The sequence below is a fragment of the Jiangella ureilytica genome, assembly GCF_004348545.1.
Classification (GTDB): Bacteria; Actinomycetota; Actinomycetes; order Jiangellales; family Jiangellaceae; genus Jiangella; species Jiangella ureilytica.
The window spans coordinates 70,511-86,649 of sequence record NZ_SMKL01000001.1; the positions used below are offsets into that span (position 1 = coordinate 70,511).

Consider the following 16,139-nt stretch of genomic DNA (forward strand, 5'->3'; position numbering starts at 1 on the left):
GATCCTGGAGTCATGGACGCCGACGAGGACCTGCCCGAGGCGCTGGCCGGCGCGGTCGCGGAGTTCGCCCGGCATCTCGCCGCCGAGCGGAACCGGTCCGAGCACACCGTCCGGGCCTACACCGGCGACGTCACCGCCCTCATGGCTCACGTGGCGCGGCTCGGGCGCACCGAGGTCGGCCAGCTCGACCTCGCCGCACTGCGCAGCTGGCTGGCCGGGCAGAGCACCCGTGGCCGGTCGCGGGCCACGCTGGCCCGCCGCGCGTCGGCGGCGCGCGTGTTCACGGCCTGGGCGCACCGCACCGGGCTGCTGACCGAGGATGTCGGCGCGGTCCTCGCCACCCCCAAGGCGCGCCGGGCGTTGCCCGAGGTGTTGCGCGCGGGCGAGGCCGCCACGCTGATGAACGCCGCGGCCGACGACGCCTCCGACGGCGACCCGGTCAACCTGCGCGACCACGCGTTGCTGGAGCTGCTGTACGCGACCGGCATCCGGGTCGGCGAACTGGTCGGCCTCGATGTCGACGACGTCGACCGCGACCGGCGGGTCGTCCGGGTGCTCGGCAAGGGCCGCAAGGAACGGACGGTCCCGTACGGCCTGCCCGCGGCCGAGGCACTCGACGCCTGGCTGAGCGCTGGCCGGCCGGCGCTGGTCGCCGCCGCCGGCGGCCCGGCCCTGTTCGTCGGCGTCCGCGGCGCCCGCCTCGATCAGCGCGCCGCCCGCACCATCGTGCACCGCCGGCTGCAGGCGGTTCCGGGTGCGCCCGACCTCGGCCCGCACGGCCTGCGCCACACCGCCGCCACCCACTTGCTCGAGGGCGGCGCCGACCTGCGCAGCGTCCAGGAACTGCTCGGGCACGCCTCCCTCGGCACGACGCAGATCTACACGCACGTCTCGGTCGAGCGGCTGCGCAAGGCCTACCAGCAGGCCCACCCGCGCGCCTGAGCCGGCCGCCATGGGCCGGGCCGCTTTCGGCGTGACATCGCTGCTCGGACGCCCGGGGGTCTGTCACTGGGGGTTCTGTCGCTGGGGCGACGGTGCCGCCCCGCCGTCGATGCCGCGATCGCGCACGGTCGCGGGCGCCTGGGTCGGCGGGCCGAGCCGCCGGCAAGAGATCGGGTCGACGCGACGGCGGCCCTGCGCGACCGGTGCTGGTGGCGGTCCTGGGCGATGTGACGATCGCGCACGGTCGCGAGGCGCCTGGGTCGGCAGGCCGAGCCGCCGGCAAGGGGACCGGGCTCGACACGACGGCAAGCTCTGCGCGGTCGGTGCTGGTGGCGGCCCACGGTCGAGGTGACGATCGCGCGCGGTCGCGGGCGCCTGGGTCGGCACGCCGACCCGCTGGCAAGGGATCGGCTCGACACGACGGCGGGCCCGGCGCGATCGGTGCTGGTGGCGGTCCTGGACGATGCGGCGACCCACACGGTCGTCGGCGGTGGCCTCGGTCAGCAGGCCACGCCGCGGGCGTGGACCGGGTCGGCGTGCCGGGCGAGATCGCCGAGGATCTCGTCGAGGCGGTCGAGGTGAGCACGGATCCACGGCAGCCGGGTCGGGTCGTCGGCGGCAAGGGCGGCATAGCGCTGCACGTCGGTGTCGCCGTAGAGGAGACTGGTCGCCAGGCGCATGCGCAGCGCGTCGTGGCCGCCCTCGAAGTCGGCCGCCGGCAGCCCGCCCAGGCCGTACGCGTCCAGCAGGAACGTCGTCAGCTGCCGGCCGGTCGTGATGCCGTGCTCGCGCTCGAGGTAGCCGCTCCAGCCGGCGAAGTCGGGGTAGAGGTAGAAGCCGGCCCGCGGTGTCGGCAGAACGGCGCCCGCGCGCTGCAGGCGGTCGGCGACCGCCCGGACCACCGCGCCGTGCAGGCGGCGACTGCGCTCGACCCGCTCGGTCAGCTCCTCGGGCTCGCCGAACGCGTAGGCGGCGGCGTACTGGACCGGCGCGGCCGGGCTGGACCACACCTCGCTGGCGACGCCCAGCACGTCTGCCAGCAGCGACCGGCCGAGCGGGCTGTCGGGCAGCCGCATGACGCCGAGGCGCCAGCCGCACAGGGCCAGGCTCTTCGACAGTCCGGTGGTGACGACCGTCCGCTCGGGCGCGAACTCGGCCGGGCTGTGCACGAACGTGCTGGGGTCGTGCACGAGGTCGCGGTAGATCTCGTTGGAGACGATGGAGAGATCGAGCTCGCGGGCCACCTGGGCGATCTGCTCGATCGTGCTGCGCGGCGCGATGTCGCCGGTCGGGTTGTCCGGCGTCGTGACGACGATGCTGCGGACGGTGCGGCCGGCTGCGCGAGCGGCCAGCACGGCGTCGGCGACGAGGTCGGGGCGCGGCACACCGCCCTGGCCCGGCACCGTCGGCACGTGGATCGGCCGATGCCCCGTCAGCCGCGCCTGCGCCCGATAGCTCACCCACCCCGGCGACGGCGCCACGACGTCGCCGCCGAGCGCCAGCAGCAACCCGTACAGCAGCGGCTTGCTCCCCGGCCCGGCCACGACGAGACCGGGGTCGGTGGGCAGGCCGCGGCGACCCCAGTAGCCCGCCGCCGCCTCGCGCAGCTCGGCCGTCCCCGCGACCGGGCCGTACGCGTTGCGGCTGCTCCCGATGGCCAGCGCCTCGCGCAGCGCCGGATGGACCGGCAACCCCGCCTCGCCGAACCCGAGCGGCAGCACGGGCAGGCCGTGCCGGCGCTTCTCCGCCAGAGCTTCGTTGAGGGCGAGGGTCGGGGACACAGGGACGGACATGCGGACGTCAGCTCCGGGCACGAGAGGGGCGGGCACGGCTGTGCCCACGAAGATCAACGGATCTGACCAGGGTGCACAGCCGGGATCCACGGCACAACCGATTCCGCTCGATGCGAGCGACTGTGACGCCTGTGACATCAGTCCGTCATCGTTCGCGACCCGCCTCGCGGAGGACCTTTCGCACGCGTCGCCGTCGCCGGGTGGGTGGGGAGCCACGGGACCGGGTCGGTGACCCCTCCCGCGGCCATGAGCATGAAGTGCAGGTGGCAGCCGGTCGAGAGGCCCGTGGTGCCGGCCCGCCCGACCACCTGGCCGGCCCCGACCCACTGGCCGGCCGTCACCGCGACCGCCGACAGGTGGCTGTACGACGTGGTGAGCGGCGTGCCGCGGATCGGGCCGTGGCCGACGGTGACCTGGAGGCCGTAGGGGCCGTGGTCGCCGGCATCGGTCACCCGGCCCGGGGCGGCGGCCCGGATGGGAGCCCCGCACGCCGTCGCGAAATCGACGCCGTCGTGCAGCTTGCGCTCGCCGGTGATCGGGTGCACCCGCAGACCGAACGGCGACGTCACCCGCGGCGCCGCGACGGGCCAGGCCAGCCCGCCCGAGGCCGGCGGCAGCGACGGGGGCGACGGCGGTGGGGGCGGGTCGCCGGAGAGCGTCCTCGAGCCGAGCGGGAGCAGTCGCACCGGGCCCGCGCCGACCAGGGCGAGTGGGTCGGTGTAGCGCTCGCCCTCGCGCGCGCCCCAGTGCAGGCAGGCCGCCGGCGCGCAGTGGCTCCCGGCCACCTCCAAGGCGCCGACGGGCTCGCCCGCCCCGACCTCGTTGCCGACGGTGACGGAGGGGGCGACCGGCTCGTACGTGGTGCGCAGCCCGCCGTGGTCGATGACGACGACGCCGCGGCCGGCGAGCGGGCCGGCGTAGGCGACGGTGCCCGGCCCCGCCGCCCGGACCTCGGTACCGGCCGTCGCCGCGAGGTCGACGCCGCGGTGTCCGGCCAGCCACGGCCGGGCGGGCGGGTCGAAGCCGTGCACGACCTCGACCGGCCCGCCCGGCGGCCCGACGGGGTAGACCCAGCCCGCGGCCGGCGGGGCGGCGCCCGAATGCGACGACACCGCCGGCGGGCCGGGGGAGGACGGCGACAGGGCGACCGCGCGGTCGGCGGGCACCAGGCCGAGGACGAGACCGAGCAGGGGGACGGCGGCGAGAAGAGGGCTCATGCAGCGAGCCTCCGCGCCGAACCGGGCCGCGTCAGCCGGCCGGAGCGGATTTGGGGACAAGTCGGCGAATTCGTGGGACCTGTGGACGACGCGCGGGACGACGCGCGGGACGACGCGCGGGACGACGCACGGGACGACGCGCGGGACGACGCACCGCCCACCGCCCGCCGGCGACACGCCGAGCGATCCGCTCACAGGTCTGTCACGAAGTCGCAACGAAGCCTGGCGCGCCCCGGCCTCGACTGGACGACCCCACCCCCTCGGCCGGAAGGGTCGAGGGCGAGACGGGTGACGAAGCCGACGTGAACGATGCGAACAGACGGGTATGGGTCTCCTCATGAATCGTGGAAAGGTCCGTGGTCAGGTCCTCGCCTTCGCGGCGATCGCGCTGGTCAGCGCGGGTTGCGGCGGCGGGGGCGACGTCGATGTCGACGATCCCGCCGGCACCGGCGGATCGGACTCGGGCGGTGACGGCGGCAGCGAGAACGCCGGCGGCGGCACCCTCGTCGCCGCCATCTCCGCCCAGCCCGACCAGTTCGACCCGCACAAGACCCAGGCCTATGCCAGTTTCCAGATCCTCGAGAACGTCTACGACACGCTCGTGGTCCCGGACGCCGAGGGCGAGTTCCAGCCCAGCCTCGCGACCGAGTGGACCACCAGCGAGGACGGCCTCACGTGGACGTTCACGCTCCGCGACGGCGTCACGTTCCACGACGGCAGCGCCTTCGACTCCGCCGACGTCGTCTACTCGTACAACCGGATCATCGACGAGCAGCTGGCCAACGCCTACCGCTTCGCCAGCGTCGCGAGCATCGACGCGCCCGACCCGCGGACGGTGACGATCACACTCAGCGCGCCCACTCCCGCCCTGCTGGACAACATCGGTGGCTTCAAGGGCATGTCGATCATCCCCGAGGGCGCAGCGGACGCCACCGACCTCGCCACCACGGCCATCGGCACCGGCCCGTTCACCCTCGAGGGCACCAGCGCCGGCGGGGTCACGCTGGCCCGCTACGCCGACTACTGGGGCGACCCGGCCCTCGTCGACGGCGTCGAGTTCCAGTACGTGAGCGAGCCGGCCGCCGCGCTCACCGCCCTGCGGTCCGGCGACGTGCACTGGACCGACAACGTGCCGCCGCAGGACATCGAGGGCCTCGAGGACGACGAGGAGATCGAGCTCGGCGTCACCCCGAGCGTCGACTACTGGTACCTCGCCATGAACCAGGCGAAGCCGCCGTTCGACAACCGCGACCTCCGCCGCGGCGTCGCCTTCGGCATCGACCGCGACGAGGTGACGGAGGCGGCGCGGTTCGGCGCCGCCACCACCAACCAGAGCGCCATCCCCGAGCAGAGCCTCTGGTACCACGAGTACGCCCCGTTCGAGCACGACCCCGACCAGGCCACCGAGCTCATCGAGCAGGCCGCGACAGCCGATCCCCAACCCATGGGCCTCATGGTCACCGACGAGTACCCCGAGACCGTCCAGGCGGCGCAGGTCATCCAGGCGCAGCTGGCCGAGGTCGGCGTCGACGTCGGCATCGAGCAGGAGACGTTCGCCACCTGGCTGGACCGCCAGGCCGCCGGCGACTACGACGCGTTCCTGCTCGGCTGGCTGGGCAACCTGGACCCGTTCGGCTTCTACCACGCGCAGCACGTGTGCGAGGGGACGTCGAACTTCCAGGGCTACTGCAACCCGGAGGTCGACGAGCTGCTGAACCAGGCCGCCGCCGAGACCGACCAGGACGCCCGCAAGGCCCTGTACGACCAGGCCGCGGAGATCATCGTCGACGACGTCAGCTATCTGTACCTCTACAACCCCGACGTCGTGCAGGCGTGGGCACCGGGCCTCGAGGGCTACGAGATCCGCGCGGACAAGGCGATCAACTTCGAGACCGTGAGGCTGCCGGAGTGAGTCGCTACGCGCTGCGGCGGCTGGCACAGTCGGTCGCGGTGCTGCTGGGCGTCAGCGTGCTGGTCTTCGCGATCATGCAGCTGGTGCCGGGCGACCCGGTACGCGCCGCGCTGGGCCAGCAGGCCGATCCCGAGACCTACCAGGCCCTGAGAGAGCGGGCCGGCCTCGACGACCCCGTGCCGCAGCAGTTCGTCACCTGGATCGCGCACGCCGTCACCGGCGACTTCGGCGTCAGCTTCCGCAGCGGCGAGACGGTGCTCTCGCTCATCCTCGAACGCGTCCCGGCGACGTTGTCGCTGGCCCTGGGCGCCATCGTCGTCGCCCTCCTCATCGCGATCCCGCTGGGCACCGCGTCGGCGCTGCGACCCCGCAAGCCGGTCGACTGGTTCGCCAGCCTCTCCAGCCAGGCCGGGCTGAGCGTGCCGGACTTCTGGCTCGGCATCATGCTCATCCTGGTGTTCGCCGGCACGCTCGGCTGGCTGCCGTCGTCGGGCTACACACCGCTCACCGAAGACCCGGCCGGCTGGCTGGAGCACCTGATCCTCCCCGCCATCACCGCCGGCGTCTCCAGCGGCGCCATCCTCACCCGGTTCGTCCGCTCGTCGGTCCTGGAGTCGCTCGGCCAGGACCACGTGCGGACCGCCCGGGCGAAGGGGATGCGCGCCCGCGACGTGCTCACCTGGCACGTCCTGCGCAACGCGCTGGTCCCGCTGGTGACGGTGGGCGGCGTCCAGCTGGCCTACCTGCTGTCGGGCGTGGTCGTCGTCGAGTTCGTGTTCGCCTGGCCGGGGCTGGGGCAGCTGGCCTTCCAGGCGGTCGAGTCGCGCGACTATCCGGTGCTGCAGGGCGCCGTGCTGCTGTTCGCGGTCATCTTCCTGCTGGTCAACCTGGTCGTGGACCTCGCGTACGCGCGACTGGATCCGCGCATCACCTACCGGAGCGCGCGATGAGGGCCGGAGAGACGCTGCGGCTGCTGTTCCGCGGCCCGACGGCGCTCGCCGCGGCCGCCGTCCTGGTCCTGCTCGTGCTGACGGCGTTCCTCGGCGAGCGGCTCGCGCCCTACGACGCCACCGGCACCGACGTGTCCAACCGGCTGCAGGGCCCCAGCGCCGACCACTGGTTCGGCACCGACGAGCTCGGCCGCGACGTGCTGTCGCGGGTCATCCTGGGCGCTGAGGTGTCGCTGCGGGTCGGCGTCGTCGCCGTCGGCATCTCGCTGGTCGCGGGCGTGCTGATCGGCCTGCTGGCCGGCTACTACGGCCGCTGGGTCGACGACGTGCTCATGCGGCTGTCCGACGTGCTGTTCGCGTTCCCGGCCATGCTCATGGCGATCGCCGTGCTCGCGATCCTCGGGCCCGGCTCGACCAACGCCATGATCGCCATCGGCATCGTCTACACGCCGATCTTCGCCCGCATCACCCGGGCCAGCGTGCTCAGCGTCCGCGAGGAGGTCTACGTGAAGGCGGCCCGCTCGGCCGGGGCCGGCGACCTGCGCATCATCGGCCGGCACGTGCTGCCGAACGTGACGGCGCCGATCATCGTCCAGACGTCGATCAGCCTGGCGTTCGCGATCCTCTCGGAGGCCGCGCTGAGCTTCGTCGGCCTCGGCACCCAGCCGCCGGACCCGTCGTGGGGCCGCATGCTCTCCGAGGGCCGCGGCTTCGTCGAGCAGGCGTGGTGGATGGCGGTCTTCCCGGGCCTGGCGATCTTCGTGACGGTGCTCGCGTTCAACGTGCTCGGCGACGCGCTGCGCGACGTGCTCGACCCGCGGCAACGCCAGGCGATGGCCGGAACGGGAGTCACCGCGTGACCGCGCCGGTGCTCGCCGTCGACGACCTGCACGTCGCCTTCCGGACCCGGCGGGGACCGGCCCGCGTCGTCAACGGCCTCTCCTTCGAACTGCACCCGGGGCGCACCCTCGCCGTCGTCGGCGAGTCGGGATCGGGCAAGTCCGTCAGCTCGCTCGCCCTGCTCGGCCTGCTGCCCGGCACCGCCGACGTCCGCGGCAGCGCGACCTTCGACGGCGCCGAACTGATCGGCCGTTCCGAGGAGGAGTTGCGCAAGGTCCGCGGCGCCGGCATCGGCATGGTCTTCCAGGACCCGATGACCTCGCTGAACCCCGTCCTCACCGTCGAGCGGCAGATCGGCGAGGCGCTGCGGGCGCACGAGAAGGTGTCCGACGACGGTGTCCGCTCGCGCGCCGCCGAGCTGCTGACCGAGGTCGGCATCCCCGACGCGAAGGCCCGGCTGCGCGCCTACCCGCACCAGCTCTCCGGCGGCATGCGCCAGCGGGTCATGATCGCCATCGCGCTGGCCGGCAACCCGAAGGTCCTGGTCGCCGACGAGGCCACGACGGCGCTCGACGTCACCGTCCAGGCGCAGATCCTCGAGCTGATCGAGCGGCTGCAGGACGAACACGGCATGGGCGTCGTCTGGATCACCCACGACCTCGGCGTCGTCGCCGGCATCGCCGACCACGTCGTCGTCATGTACGCCGGCCGCTGCGTCGAGGAGGGTGCCGTCGACGAGCTGTTCGGCCGCCCGGCGCACCCGTACACGCGCGGACTGCTCGGCGCACTGCCGGTGGTCGACGATCCCCGCCCGGCACGGGCGCGGGAGGAGCTGACGACGATGCCCGGACTGCCGCCGGACCCCGTCGAGCTGCCGCCCGGCTGCGCGTTCCACCCGCGCTGCCCCGTCCGTGCCGACGCCCGGTGCGCCACGGAGCCGCCGCCGCTGGCCCCGGTGCCGGGCAGCGCCGTGGCCCATCGCGCGGCGAGCTTCTACGCCGACTCGGCCGCTCCGGCCGACGGGGGTGACGCGCGATGAGCGACGTGCTGGTCCGCGCGAGCGGCCTGCGGGTGCACTTCGGCGACGTCCGTGCCGTCGACGGCGTCGACCTCGAGATCCGCCGCGGCGAGACGCTGGGGCTGGTGGGGGAGTCCGGCTGCGGCAAGTCCACGCTCGGCAACGCGCTGCTGCGGCTGGTCGAGCCCACGGACGGGACGGTGGAGTTCGACGGCGCCGACGTGACGGCGGCCGGCCGGCGCGGGCTGCGGGAGCTGCGCCGGCGCACGGCGATGATCTTCCAGGACCCGTACGCGTCGCTCGACCCACGGCGCACCGTCGCGGAGTCGATCGGCGAGCCGCTGGCGATCCACAAGCTGCACCGGGGCCGGGCGGCGCGGCGGGCCCGCGTCGGCGAGCTGATGGAGGTCGTCGGGCTGGACCCGCGCCTCGGCGGCCGCTACCCGCACGAGTTCTCCGGCGGGCAGCGGCAGCGGGTCGGCATCGCCCGGGCCCTGGCCGGCGAGCCGGACTTCGTCGTCTGCGACGAGCCGATCGCCTCGCTCGACGTGTCGGTGCAGGCGCAGGTGGTGAACCTGCTCGTGCGGCTGCAGCGCGAGTTCGGGCTGACCTACCTGTTCGTGTCGCACGACCTCGCGGCGGTGCGGCAGGTGGCCGACCGCGTCGCCGTCATGTACCTGGGGCGCGTGGTCGAGCTCGGCGCCGGGACGTCCGTGTCGTCGGCGCCCGCACACCCGTACACCGAGGCGCTGGTGTCCGCCGTCCCGGTGCCGGAGCCGGAGCGCGAGCGGTCGCGTCGGCGCATCGTCCTCACCGGCGACGTGCCCAGCCCGGCCGACCCGCCGTCGGGCTGCCGGTTCCGGACCCGCTGTCCCAAGGTGTTCGAGCCGTGCCCGGACCACGACCCGGTGCTGCAGCCGACCGGCCCGGAGCAGGCGGCGGCCTGCCACCTGCACGGCGTCACGGACCGGTGACGGTCTCCGCGGGCCCTGGGACGACGGCGCGGGCGGCGGACCGGCGCCACCACAACAGGCCCGCGACGCCGCCGGCGACCAGCAGGACGGCGCCCGCGATCAGTAGCGGCAGCGTCGACGCGCCGCCGGCGTCGAAGTCCCACGGCTGGGTCGCCGTGTCGGCCGTGAACAGCGTGCCCGTCTCGCCCTCGTTGGAGACGACCGTGCGATAGCTCTCGTTGATGTCCGTCAGCGCCGCGACCGTCAGCTCGACCTCGGTGACCGGGGCGGCGCAGTCGAAGACCAGCCGCGCGCCCTCGCCCAGCGGGTCGATGGCATCGACCCGGCCCTCGCAGGCGGTGCCGTCCTGGGCGACGGTCAGGTGCTCGAGCAGGTAGTCGGCGACGCCGGGCGAGCGGGCCAGCAGCTCCGCGCCGGTCAGCGCGTCGGCATCGGGTACGTCGAACGCGCCCAGGTGCTCGCCCAGCGACACCCAGTCGTCGTCGGCCGCCACCCACTGCATGGTGACCTGCGAGCCGTCGGTGCTGAGGGTGGCGGTGAGGGGCGGGCCGAACGGATGGGCGGGAAGCACTCGACCACCTCACCGTACCGGCGTGAACCCGCGGTGAACGCCGAGCGGTCAGCCGGGTGTCGGTTGCGGGCGGGGTCTCCTGTCATTGGAGCCCGGGCGGGCGAGTCCCGTACACTGGTGATCGGCCCAGTTCTGCTGGGTCAAATTCGCGTGCCCTGAGCACGGTCCTACGCCGTCGGTCCTGACGTCCGCTTCACGCGGGCGGCGGGTGGCGGTAGGCCGGTGGGCACCAGGCGCGGCGGCCGACCACCGTCGCGATGAACCGGAACGAGCGTGCCGGAGGGCGAGTATTCGCGCCGGCGCGAGAGGAGGGGACGAGGCCATGGCCGTCGTCACCATGCGTCAGCTGCTCGAGAGCGGCGTGCACTTCGGGCACCAGACCCGGCGCTGGAACCCGAAGATGAAGCGCTTCATCTTCACCGAGCGCAACGGCATCTACATCATCGACCTGCAGCAGTCGCTGTCCTACATCGACCGCGCCTACGAGTTCGTCAAGGAGACCGTCGCCCACGGCGGCACGGTGCTCTTCGTCGGCACGAAGAAGCAGGCCCAGGAGGCCGTGCGCGAGCAGGCCACCCGCGTCAACATGCCCTACGTCACCGAGCGGTGGCTGGGCGGCATGCTGACCAACTTCCAGACCGTCAACAAGCGGCTGCAGCGGCTCAAGGAGCTCGAGGAGCTCGACTTCGACGACGTCGCCGGCTCCGGTCTGACGAAGAAGGAGCTTCTCATGCGCAAGCGTGAGAAGGACAAGCTCGAGCGCACCCTCGGCGGCGTGCGCAACATGGCCAAGGTGCCCAGCGCGGTGTGGATCGTCGACACCAAGAAGGAGCACCTCGCCGTCGACGAGGCGCGCAAGCTCGGCATCCCCATCGTGGCGATCCTCGACACGAACTGCGACCCCGACGAGGTCGACTTCCCGATCCCGGGCAACGACGACGCCATCCGTGCGGTCAGCCTGCTAACCCGCGTCGTCGCCGACTCCGTGGCCGACGGACTGCTGGGCCGCCAGGGCCAGCGCGGCGAGGTCACCGACGGCGCCGAGCTGGCCTCGGACGAGCCGCTGGCCGAGTGGGAGAAGGAACTGCTGCAGCAGTCCGACGTCGCCGCGGCCCCCGACGCCGCTCCGGCCGCGCCCGCCGAGGCCGCTACGGCTGAGGCCGCGCCGGCCGAGGCTGAGGCCGCGCCGGCCGAGGCTGAGGCCGCGCCGGTCGAGGCTCCTGCCGAGGTCCCGGCCGAGGCCGAGGCTCCGGCCGAGACCGCCGACGAGCCCGCCACCCAGCAGGCCTGACGACACCCCCGGCCCGGACGGCGCCCGCTGCGGCGGCCGTCCGGGCCGGTCACCAGACCACGCCAGCGAACTAGTCAGAGAGAAGTGTGAGGATGCCGAACGTCACTGCGGCCGACGTCAAGCGGCTGCGCGATGCCACCGGTGCGGGCATGATGGACGCGAAGAAGGCGCTCGAGGAGACCGGCGGCGACTTCGACCAGGCCATCGAGGCGCTGCGCATCAAGGGTGCGGCCAAGGCCGCCAAGCGCGCCGCCGAGCGCACCACGGCCAACGGCCTGGTCGCCGCGCAGGGCCCGGCCATGATCGTGCTGGCCTGCGAGACCGACTTCGTCGCCAAGAACGCCGACTTCCAGCAGCTCGCGGCCGACATCGTCGCCGCCGCGGCCGAGGCGAAGCCGGCCGACGTCGACGCGCTGCTGAACGCGCAGCTGGCCGACGGCCGCAAGGTCGGCGAGGCGCTCGACGCCGCCGCCGCGGTCATGGGCGAGAAGATCGAGATCGGCGCGGTCGCCGTCGTCGACGGCGAGTTCGCCACCTACCTGCACCGTCGCGCCGCCGACCTGCCGTACCAGGTGGGCTCGTTCGTCGTGTACACCTCGGACGGCTCCGACGCCGCCAAGCAGGTTGCCCGCGACGCCGCCATGCAGGTCGTGGCGCTGAAGGCGAGCTACGCCACGCGCGACGAGGTCCCCACCGACGTCGTCGAGAACGAGCGGCGCATCGCCGAGGCCACCGCCCGCGAGGAGGGCAAGCCCGAGGGCGCCCTGCCGAAGATCATCGAGGGCCGTGTCAACGGCTTCTTCAAGGAGGCCGTGCTGGTCGACCAGCCGTCGGTCAAGGAGTCGAAGAAGTCGGTCGGCGCCGTGCTCGCCGACGCGGGCGTGACGGTCCAGCGGATCGTGCGCCTCGAGGCCTGACCGGGTACCGGTAGCATCCACCGACGCCCAGGACACGCCATCTCGAACACGCAGGAGGCCGGCACCGTGACGGAGACCAACGGAACCGAAACGGCGCCGGCCTCGGCCGTGCCCGAGCCCGGCACGGCCGTCGCGGAGCCCGGCACGGGGCAGCCCACCCGGGTGCTGCTGAAGCTCTCCGGTGAGGTGTTCGGGGGCGGCGCCGTGGGCGTCGACCCCGAGGTCGTCAAGGGCATCGCGAGCCAGATCGCCGAGGTCGTCGTCAAGGACGGCGTCCAGGTCGCCGTCGTCGTCGGCGGCGGCAACTTCTTCCGCGGCGCGGAGCTGCAGCACCACGGCATGGACCGCGCGCGGGGTGACTACATGGGCATGCTGGGCACCGTCATGAACTGCCTGGCGCTGCAGGACTTCCTCGAGCACCTCGACGTCGACACCCGGGTGCAGACCGCCATCACCATGGGTCAGGTCGCCGAGCCCTACATCCCGCGCCGCGCCGCCCGGCACCTCGAGAAGGGCCGCGTCGTCATCTTCGGCGCCGGCGCCGGCATGCCGTACTTCACCACCGACACCGTCGCCGCCCAGCGCGCGCTCGAGATCGGCTGCGACCGCCTGCTCATGGGCAAGAACGGCGTCGACGGCGTCTACGATGCCGACCCCCGCAAGGACCCGACGGCCCGCAAGTACAGCAGCATCACCTACGGCGACGTGCTGCGGCAGCGGCTCAACGTCGCCGACCCGGCCGCCTTCAGCCTGTGCATGGACAACCAGCTGCCGATCGTCGTGTTCGGACTCGGCGAGGCCAACGGCATCGCGCGTGCCATCCGCGGCGAGCGCATCGGTACCTTGGTCGCCTCGAACATCGAGACGGTCATCGAGGGCTGATCGAGCGGCTGCGGCCGCGCGGTGCCCTAGGATCGTCGCCACACAGCAAGCGAAGGAGCAGTGGTGATCGACGAGACCCTCCTCGAGGCCGAGGAGAAGATGGAGAAGGCCGTATCGGTCGGCAAGGAGGACTTCTCCTCCATCCGGACCGGTCGTGCTCATCCGTCGCTGTTCAACAAGATCGTGGTCGACTACTACGGTGCGCCGACCCCGCTCAGCCAGCTCGCGTCGTTCCACGTGGCCGACGCCCGCATGATCACCGTCCAGCCCTATGACAAGGGCTCGCTGGCGGCCATCGAGCGGGCCATCCGCGACTCCGACCTGGGTGTCAACCCCACCAACGACGGCAACATCATCCGCGTCGTGCTTCCCACCCTCACCGAGGAGCGCCGCCGCGAGTACATCAAGCTCGCGCGCGAGAAGGCCGAGGGTGCGAAGGTGTCCATCCGCAGCGTGCGCCGTCACGCCAAGGAGACGCTGGACAAGCTCGCACGCGACGGCGAGGCCGGCGAGGACGAGGTCGCTCGCGCGGAGAAGCACCTGGAATCGGTGACGAAGACCTACGTCGAGCAGATCGACGACCTGCTCAAGCACAAGGAAGCAGAGCTCCTCGAGGTCTGACGAGTACACACGTGGTGATGACTGACGGGGCGACGAGCAGCCGATCCCGCCGGCACGGCCGGGCCGGCCGAGACCTGCGTGCCGCGAGCCTGGTCGGGCTCGCGCTGGGTGCGATCGTGCTCAGCACGCTGTTCGCGTTCAAGCCCGCGTTCGTCGGGCTCGTCGTCATCGTCATGGTGGTCGCGGTTTGGGAGCTGGCGACGGCGCTCGGCGCGCGGTCGATCCAGGTCCCGGTCGTGCCCGTGGTGCTGGGCACCGTCCTCATGCTGGTGGGCGCCTATCTGGGCGGCGGCTCACCGCTCATGGTCGGCCTCGGGCTGACGGTGGCGGCGGTGTGCGCGTGGCGGCTCGGCGACAGCCGTCCGGGGTATCTGCGCGACGTCTCGGCCGGCATCTTCACCAGCGTCTACGTGCCGTTCCTGGCCGGTTTCGCGATGCTCATGGTCCGTCACGACGACGGCGCCTGGTGGGTGTTCGCGCTGCTGGTCGTGGTGGTCGCGTCCGACACCGGCGGCCTGCTCGCCGGCGTGCTGGCCGGGCGGCATCCCATGGCGCCGAGCGTCAGCCCGAAGAAGTCGTGGGAGGGGTTCGGCGGCTCGCTGGTCCTCGGCATCGGCGTGGCCGTCCCGGTGGCGGTGCTCGCGTTCGACGCGCCCTGGTGGACCGGCGTCGTCCTCGGCGTCACGGGCGTCCTCGGCGCCACGCTGGGCGATCTGGGGGAGTCGCTGATCAAACGCGACCTCGGCATCAAGGACATGAGCCAGCTGCTGCCCGGCCACGGCGGCCTCATGGACCGCCTCGACTCGCTGCTGCCGTCTGCGCCGCTGGTCTGGTTCGTCCTGGAGTACGTGGTCACCACCTGACGACGATGCGGTGTGGGGCGTTCAGACGGCGGCGTGACCGGCCGATCGGCCCCCTCGACCTCGACATACGTCATCAGCGCGCCGAACGTGGGACAATGGTCGCCATCATGCCCAGACCCGGTGAGCTCACGCTCGTTCCCGCAAGGCGTGGCAAGCCGCCCCGCCATCTCGCCGACCTCGACGTCGAAGCCCGCCGCCAGGCGGTGGCCGAGCTCGGCGAGAAGCCGTTCCGGGCCGACCAGCTCTCCCGGCACTATTTCGCGCGCCACGTCAACGACCCCGAGCAGATGACCGACGTGCCGGCGTCCGTGCGCGACACCTTGGCGGCCACGATGCTGCCCACGCTGACGACCGCCGTCCGGCACCTCGAGACCGACGGCGGCACCACGCGCAAGACGCTGTGGCGGCTGTTCGACGGCGCCCTGGTCGAGAGCGTGCTCATGCGCTACACCGGCGACCGTCCGCGGGTCACGCTGTGCGTGTCGAGCCAGGCCGGCTGCGGCATGAACTGCCCGTTCTGCGCCACCGGGCAGCAGGGCCTGACCCGCAACATGTCGGCGGCCGAGATCATCGAGCAGGTCGTCGCCGCCGAGCGCATGCTGGCCGGCAACGAGATCGCCGGGGGAACCGGACGCGTCACCAACGTCGTCTTCATGGGCATGGGCGAACCGCTGGCCAACTACAAGGCCGTCGTCACCGCCGTGCGCCGCATGACCGACCCCGCGCCGTCCGGCCTGGGCATCGGCCGGCGCGGCGTCACGGTGTCCACCGTCGGCCTGGTCCCGGCCATCGACAAGCTGGCCGCCGAGAACCTCGGCGTGCGGCTGGCGCTGTCGCTGCACGCGCCCGACGACGAGCTGCGCGACGAGCTGGTGCCGGTGAACACCCGCTGGAAGGTCGGCGAGGCGCTCGACGCCGCGCGGGCCTACTTCGAGAAGACCGGGCGGCGCGTGTCCATCGAGTACGCGCTGATCCGCGACATCAACGACCACGCGTGGCGCGGCGACCTGCTCGGCAAGCTGCTCAACGAGCGCGGCCGCGGCTGGGTGCACGTGAACCCGATCCCGCTGAACCCCACGCCCGGGTCGAAATGGACGGCCTCGCGCCCCGAGGACGAGGCGGCGTTCGTGGCCGCGCTGGAGGACAGGGGTGTGCCGGTGACCATCCGGGACACCCGCGGAAGCGATATCGACGGGGCGTGTGGCCAGTTGGCTACCGTTGGTGATTAGTATGCATTGCGCTTGGCTCGGCCGGTCTCGGGGGATATCGGCTTCGCGGGCAGCGAGCTGGCTGGACTCGCTGGCCGGGGAATCGCCCGATGCCGGCCGTTCTGTGTTCGGGAGGAGAG

15 protein-coding genes are annotated in these 16,139 nt (G+C 72.9%); 12 read left to right on the plus strand and 3 right to left on the minus strand.

Features of this window, described 5'->3' with window-relative positions:
* The first annotated feature begins 12 nt into the window (after window positions 1–12).
* Window positions 13–942 (plus strand): tyrosine recombinase XerC, encoded by a 930-nt coding sequence (locus tag E1212_RS00355; RefSeq protein ID WP_131977414.1) that lies wholly within the window; start codon window positions 13–15, stop codon window positions 940–942.
* 500 nt (window positions 943–1,442) lie between these two features.
* Here the strand turns inward: E1212_RS00355 and E1212_RS00360 are convergent, their stop codons facing one another.
* Together E1212_RS00360 and E1212_RS00365 are read right to left on the minus strand one after the other, a co-directional pair.
* On the minus strand, window positions 1,443–2,735 hold the full coding sequence (locus E1212_RS00360; RefSeq protein ID WP_131977417.1) for a pyridoxal phosphate-dependent aminotransferase: 1,293 nt from the start codon (window positions 2,733–2,735) through the stop codon (window positions 1,443–1,445).
* A gap of 137 nt (window positions 2,736–2,872) precedes the next feature.
* Window positions 2,873–3,952 carry a peptidoglycan DD-metalloendopeptidase family protein gene (locus E1212_RS00365; RefSeq protein ID WP_131977420.1) on the minus strand — a complete coding sequence of 360 codons (1,080 nt, stop codon included), beginning with the start codon at window positions 3,950–3,952 and terminating at the stop codon, window positions 2,873–2,875.
* A 337-nt stretch (window positions 3,953–4,289) separates the two neighbouring features.
* On the opposite strand from E1212_RS00365, the gene E1212_RS00375 reads away from it, so the two are divergent.
* From E1212_RS00375 to E1212_RS00395, 5 genes are read left to right on the plus strand one after another with little or no spacing between them, the layout of a single operon-like run.
* Complete coding sequence (locus tag E1212_RS00375; protein WP_131977423.1) at window positions 4,290–5,864, plus strand: ABC transporter substrate-binding protein; 1,575 nt, start codon at window positions 4,290–4,292, stop codon at window positions 5,862–5,864.
* Window positions 5,861–6,814 (plus strand): ABC transporter permease, encoded by a 954-nt coding sequence (locus E1212_RS00380; protein ID WP_131977426.1) that lies wholly within the window; start codon window positions 5,861–5,863, stop codon window positions 6,812–6,814. Before E1212_RS00375 ends, E1212_RS00380 begins: the two co-directional genes overlap by 4 nt.
* The gene (locus tag E1212_RS00385; RefSeq protein WP_131977429.1) at window positions 6,811–7,674 is read left to right on the plus strand and encodes an ABC transporter permease; all 864 of its coding nucleotides are present in this window, start codon (window positions 6,811–6,813) and stop codon (window positions 7,672–7,674) included. The genes E1212_RS00380 and E1212_RS00385 overlap by 4 nt, the downstream gene beginning before the upstream one ends.
* Window positions 7,671–8,693 carry an ABC transporter ATP-binding protein gene (locus E1212_RS00390; protein WP_131977432.1) on the plus strand — a complete coding sequence of 341 codons (1,023 nt, stop codon included), beginning with the start codon at window positions 7,671–7,673 and terminating at the stop codon, window positions 8,691–8,693. Before E1212_RS00385 ends, E1212_RS00390 begins: the two co-directional genes overlap by 4 nt.
* Complete coding sequence (locus E1212_RS00395) at window positions 8,690–9,646, plus strand: ABC transporter ATP-binding protein (protein ID WP_131977435.1); 957 nt, start codon at window positions 8,690–8,692, stop codon at window positions 9,644–9,646. The genes E1212_RS00390 and E1212_RS00395 overlap by 4 nt, the downstream gene beginning before the upstream one ends.
* On the opposite strand, the gene E1212_RS00400 is transcribed toward E1212_RS00395, so the two are convergent.
* Window positions 9,633–10,217, minus strand: a complete 585-nt coding sequence (locus tag E1212_RS00400) for a hypothetical protein (RefSeq protein WP_131977438.1) — start codon at window positions 10,215–10,217, stop codon at window positions 9,633–9,635. The two genes, E1212_RS00395 and E1212_RS00400, sit on opposite strands and share 14 nt — an antisense overlap.
* A gap of 322 nt (window positions 10,218–10,539) precedes the next feature.
* Between E1212_RS00400 and rpsB the strand changes: the two genes are divergently transcribed.
* The 6 genes from rpsB (at window position 10,540) to rlmN (ending at window position 16,020) form a co-directional block, all read left to right on the plus strand.
* Window positions 10,540–11,508 (plus strand): 30S ribosomal protein S2, encoded by a 969-nt coding sequence (rpsB, locus tag E1212_RS00405; RefSeq protein WP_131977440.1) that lies wholly within the window; start codon window positions 10,540–10,542, stop codon window positions 11,506–11,508.
* 92 nt (window positions 11,509–11,600) lie between these two features.
* Entirely contained in the window at window positions 11,601–12,425 is an 825-nt protein-coding gene (gene tsf / locus E1212_RS00410; protein ID WP_131977443.1) for a translation elongation factor Ts, read from the plus strand.
* Between the two features lie 108 nt (window positions 12,426–12,533).
* Window positions 12,534–13,307, plus strand: a complete 774-nt coding sequence (gene pyrH / locus E1212_RS00415; RefSeq protein WP_203416104.1) for a UMP kinase — start codon at window positions 12,534–12,536, stop codon at window positions 13,305–13,307.
* Between the two features lie 63 nt (window positions 13,308–13,370).
* Window positions 13,371–13,928: a ribosome recycling factor gene (gene frr / locus E1212_RS00420; RefSeq protein WP_131977449.1), complete on the plus strand. Its 558-nt coding sequence runs from the start codon at window positions 13,371–13,373 to the stop codon at window positions 13,926–13,928.
* 17 nt (window positions 13,929–13,945) lie between these two features.
* Entirely contained in the window at window positions 13,946–14,791 is an 846-nt protein-coding gene (locus E1212_RS00425; RefSeq protein WP_131977452.1) for a phosphatidate cytidylyltransferase, read from the plus strand.
* A gap of 107 nt (window positions 14,792–14,898) precedes the next feature.
* Window positions 14,899–16,020 (plus strand): dual-specificity RNA methyltransferase RlmN, encoded by a 1,122-nt coding sequence (rlmN, locus tag E1212_RS00430; RefSeq protein ID WP_131977454.1) that lies wholly within the window; start codon window positions 14,899–14,901, stop codon window positions 16,018–16,020.
* Window positions 16,021–16,139 lie beyond the last annotated feature (119 nt).